At 36.4% G+C, this 5,002-nt stretch carries 5 protein-coding genes; 3 read left to right on the forward strand and 2 right to left on the reverse strand.

Going from position 1 to position 5,002, the window contains the following annotated elements; translation table 11 throughout:
- Positions 1–281 precede the first annotated feature (281 nt).
- Together V6C27_14640 and V6C27_14645 are read right to left on the reverse strand one after the other, a co-directional pair.
- Positions 282–506, reverse strand: coding sequence for an antitoxin VbhA family protein (locus V6C27_14640; protein ID MEG6617631.1), 225 nt, complete (start codon positions 504–506; stop codon positions 282–284).
- 4 nt (positions 507–510) lie between these two features.
- Positions 511–750, reverse strand: coding sequence for a hypothetical protein (locus tag V6C27_14645; GenBank protein ID MEG6617632.1), 240 nt, complete (start codon positions 748–750; stop codon positions 511–513).
- 1,049 nt (positions 751–1,799) lie between these two features.
- Between V6C27_14645 and V6C27_14650 the strand changes: the two genes are divergently transcribed.
- From V6C27_14650 to V6C27_14660, 3 genes are all read left to right on the forward strand, one after another.
- A complete protein-coding gene (locus V6C27_14650) occupies positions 1,800–3,083 on the forward strand; it encodes an IS110 family transposase (GenBank protein MEG6617633.1) in 1,284 nt (427 codons plus the stop codon).
- A 396-nt stretch (positions 3,084–3,479) separates the two neighbouring features.
- The gene (locus V6C27_14655) at positions 3,480–4,136 is read left to right on the forward strand and encodes a hypothetical protein (GenBank protein MEG6617634.1); all 657 of its coding nucleotides are present in this window, start codon (positions 3,480–3,482) and stop codon (positions 4,134–4,136) included.
- A 612-nt stretch (positions 4,137–4,748) separates the two neighbouring features.
- A partial coding sequence (locus V6C27_14660) for a transposase (GenBank protein ID MEG6617635.1) occupies positions 4,749–5,002 on the forward strand: 254 nt, incomplete at its 3' end.

Below are 5,002 nucleotides of genomic sequence, written 5' to 3' on the forward strand. Positions count from 1 at the left end.
GAATCTGAATTGTAAATCTAAAAGAATCTGGGGCTTCGCCCCAAAGTTTATCGCTTTTAGTTCTCCCGAGGATAGGGGAATAGTTAAGGGGTAGCAAAAATGCCACCCCTATCCTCGGCAGAACCCCATCAAACGCTCAGGTTGCTCTTCAGCACTGCCTTATCCTTTTGATGGGTAAGAGCCATGAATATTATCGCCATTTATTGGGAAAATAATTCCCAAGTATTAATAAAATTTAAAATGGTAAGAAACCTATTTACACAGAACTATTTATACTCCCTCTAGCCATTCTGCTTGTCTAAGTGCAGGTGTTTAGTTTTTATAAACTCATTTATCTTTTTTAAGGCCTCACCCTCTGATAATTCCCCCATTAAATGTTTTCTAGATATTTCAATAACCTCATCAGAAGGAACTAGCCCCTCAATAGCAAAAGATGCCTTGACATTAGCTATAGCCTTTTCTATATCCTGTTCCTTCACTGTATGTTTTTTAATGTTTAATGTCATAAAATTACAAGTCCCAATCTTTTGTTCTGGTTCTCATGTATTCAACAGCCTTTTTCCTTGCATTTTCATACATTGGTATTACATCCCTTCGGTTTTCTTTTGGCACCAGATCCATTAGGGCCTGCACATTTAAAAAAGCTGCTGTAGCACTCATATGTCCAGATTTACTTGTTAATGCTACTAATCTTTCAACATGTGTTTTCATAACTGCATCTACTTGCTGTCTAACTATGTATGTAATCATATCAGCATTTTCATCAATCCACTCTGATGCAAGCCCACGTTTTAAAGTTTTCTAGTAACTTCTGCTCTTGATTCGCCGGTAGTCTTTACTATATTTTCAATATTTTTGTAGGTTTGTTCATCAACGCAAAGACTATATCTTTTAAATCTATCAGGCATTCCAAATACCCCCTTATTAATATTTTTCACCACCTGTAAAGTCAGTGAAATCAAGCTGTTAAGGTAAATTATAATCCTTTTTTCACCTAATTACAACCAAAAAAGTGAGTTAAGCACCTCTACCTAACCCCTTGTCATTACTGGCTTTGCCAGGAATTTGTGGGTGCTAAACGCACCTCCCTTATCCTGCCTTTTACAAGCCACTAACTAAAATTACCAGTTTCTATCAGTTTTGCCTTACTCAACACTGATATTGCTGTTGCGTTTTGATGGCCCTTTTAACACTTTAATCAAGTTCATTTTTACCCCCAGGAACACATCTACTTGGGCATTAATACGGGCATATTATTATTTCAAACCAATTCATTAGCCACCCTAGCAACTTATAAACTTGAAGATCTGACAATGAAAAAGGCAAGCATTTTGATCCTCCATTGAATTTTACCAACCGATAGTAACTGAAATTTGTTATTGAAAAAGTTATTGAAGTACATAAAAATTAGAGTTAATTAGCAAGTTTTACAGCAGTATTAATAAAAAGTTATTGAATGATTGCCCTTAACCCTTGGTACACAAGGGCTACATGTTATTGAACCTATTCTGTACAAATCATTTTGTGTAGTGATTATCTCGTAGATTAGTTTTGATCAGATTCATCAAATGTTAATATGGCATATAATTGACAGATGCCCATAAAAAATAAAAATAGGTTTTGCATGTTGTACTTAAAGGGAAAAAAGCAGCAATCACTAATTGAAATAATTATTAGGGAGCATTCCTGTAAGAAAGTAAAATGACCTTTGAAAAAAAGAAGCACCTCCTGTAATATACTGGGTGTCGAGCTGTTGAGGCGGCCGACCCCTAATTTAATCACACAGGAGGTACTTCAAAATGAATTATAAACAAAAACAACGAATTGAGCAACTCACAGAAGCAACTTTAATTATCGGTGCTGATATTGCTAAATCAAAACACGTGGCAAGAGCTCAGGATTTTAGAGGAATTGAGTTAGGAAAGCGGTTGGTGTTTGATAATACAAGGGCGGGCTTAACCAAGTTAATGCATTGGGTTAGAACCCTAATGCTAGAGCACAGCAAAGACCAGGCTATTGTCGGCATCGAACCCATCGGGCATTACTGGTTGCCACTGGCTGAGTTTTTACGCAGAGAAGGCATAGCGGTGGTAGTGGTAAATCCCCTACATGTTAAGAGAAGCAAAGAGTTAGACGACAATTCACCGACCAAAAACGATATTAAGGATGCAAGAGTAATTGCCCAATTAGTAAAAGATGGTCGATACTCAGAACCTAATTTACCCACCGGTATCTATGCCGAACTTAGGGTAGGAATGGTTCAACGAGACCGTCTGAATCAAGACCTTAACCGGGTAAAAGGCAGAATACACAATTGGTTAGATAGGTATTTCCCTGAATATACAGGAGTTTTTAAAGATTGGGAAGGCAAAGCATCTTTGATGATATTAAATGCTTGTCCATTCCCTCAAGATGTTATTAAAACTGGCTCAGAAGGCATTGTGAGCCTGTGGAGAACTGAAATTAAACGGGCAGTTGGTATAAAAAGAGCCAACAAACTAATGCAGGCTGCCAAGGACTCCATTGGGTTATCCACAGGAATAGAGTTTGCCCGTCATGAAATCAAGATGCTACTTGAACAATATGACACTCTATGCAAACAAATGGAAACCCTGATGGAGGCAGTCCAAGAGCTAATCAAACAAATACCAGGAACCCAAGAAATGATGACCATTCCTGGAGTTGGCTTAGTCACAGTTGCCGGATTTTTAGCAGAAGTAGGGGACTTAAATAGATATAATCATGGGCAGCAAATAATTAAACTGTCAGGCCTAAATTTAAAAGAGAACAGTTCTGGTAAACACAAAGGGCAATCACGCATAAGCAAACGGGGGCGCCCTCGTCTAAGAGCCCTTTTGTTTAAAACAGTGTTAGTCATGGTTGCCAAAAACCAAGAGTTTAAGGCTATCCACAAGTACCTAACCACAAGGGCAGGAAACCCTTTGAAGAAAAAGCAATCCATAGTAGCCCTCTGTGGAAAACTTATACGTATTTTATTCACCATAGGTAAAAAACAAATTCCATATAATGCAGAGCAAGTATTAGGTGTTATTCGTGAAGCGCAATTACAGGAAGTTGCTTAGAAAGGCATTTAAGAGCTAAAGCACTCTTTAAACGATTTTAAAACAGACAAAGCAAGCACGGAGAAGCCGGGAACTAATTTTACCATACGGGCATGACCCAGCAAGGGAGCATCCCTGGCCTCCACCCCTTGAGAGGTAGAACGAAGGAATGTAAGGGCCAAATAGTTGGACCCCGTGAGACGTGGGAGGGTTAACCACAAGGGTGTATGTGGAGATCCATTGTGCAACCATAATTTGTAAAAAAGACTTACCCTTTGTTAGGTTATATCCCGACCTACCATAAAATGCTATTAATTCAAATACATTCCTGGATGTCATTTTTGAATGTGCTTGAAATTGTAAGAATGAGTGAGTAAATGCAAGAAAAACTTATTTTATTGAGGGAGGTTGATTAAGTTGAAAATTGTTAGTATGATCAAAAAAGGTTTAATGTTATTTTTGATGATGATTTTTGCATTTAGTAGTGTTGCATTTGCGGGTACTATTGACAACCAATCAGATCAAGAACAAGCTTTCATAAAAGAGTTTAAAGTAAATTGTGATAAAATGGATATCGATAAAAATACCCAAGAAAAGCTCTTAAAAAAGCTACAAAAAGGTGAAATGCTTGATTGTGTTAACCCCGAGAAAATAAAAGCTGTATCCGATAAGTTAAAAGTTTCCATAGAAAGTCCAAAATCAGAATACACCTTTGAAGATGGATCGAAAATTGTTCGTACATTAACAGTAGCAGATACGAATAATGTTGTAACTCCAATGGCTAATACAACTGTCAAGAAAATAAGAGTAGAAGATGCTACTCTTATTACAGGTGGATATTATTTTGCAGATGTAGTTCTAAATTGGGATTACCCTGAAGACTCTTATATTAGTTCAGTATATGATGGACACATAAATGTAGTAGGTGGAACATATCATAACAAATCACTATATGTTAAACAAGCCTATCAAAATTCAAACCCTGCAGAAGCTCGCATGGAATGGATGTATGATACTCCTTATGTAACAGGTGATGCTTCATTACAGTTATTTTTAGAGGATACAAGTTACTGATCAAAATTTTATGTATAAACAAATCTAAAACCTAAGACTCCCTGTGTAAGGCACAAGGAGTCTTAGGTTTCAATCTAAATTTTAAAAAACAACGAGGTTGATATTTATGGTTACTTTTAATACAACATTAGCAACTCAATTAGTTATTTTAATAGTTCCAATATTAGTTTTGATTGGATTATTAATCTATAGCTTAGTGTTATTTTTAAAATATATCAAGTTTAAGATGCAAGTAGAAAAAGAATTATTAAATAAACTAGATAAATTAATAGATAATCACAAAAAATGATTATCTATAGGGGTGGGTGGTCTATACTTTTGCAAGCTGATCCTATAAAGTGCCTTGAAGAGAATGTAAATAGTTTCGTATAGTGCAGCCCAGCCGAGGTCGCACCCCACGAAACTATTTATACTCTCCTTGAACAAAGTGATTTATTGTTTTAACCTACGTTAACATCCTCAAATAATAATAAAGGTTTTATATTATTAGGTGTAGACTACCCTAAAAAGCGAACAAGAATTACTAAGCAACAGGTAATTTTATTTCTTTCGAGAATGTAAAGAGTTTCGTGTAAATGGTTAAACTTACCAACAAGGGAGGATGATCATTTTATGCGAAACTCTTCTTCATTAGCGAAGGAACTGGCAAAAGGCTGCCGCTCAGTTGAGGAAATTCAAGAAAAGTTAAGAGACCTTTTTAAGGACACATTGCAAGAAATTTTCGAAGCAGAGATGGATGAACATCTTGGCTATGAAAAGCATGATCCTGCTGGCAACAACAGTGGTAATAGTCGCAATGGCTACAGCAAGAAAAACATAAAAACCAGGTTTGGTAAATCAGAAATTGAAATTCCAAGAGACAGAAA

It is taken from the genome of Peptococcaceae bacterium 1198_IL3148 (assembly GCA_036763105.1).
Lineage (GTDB): Bacteria > Bacillota > Desulfotomaculia > Desulfotomaculales > Desulfohalotomaculaceae > JBAIYS01.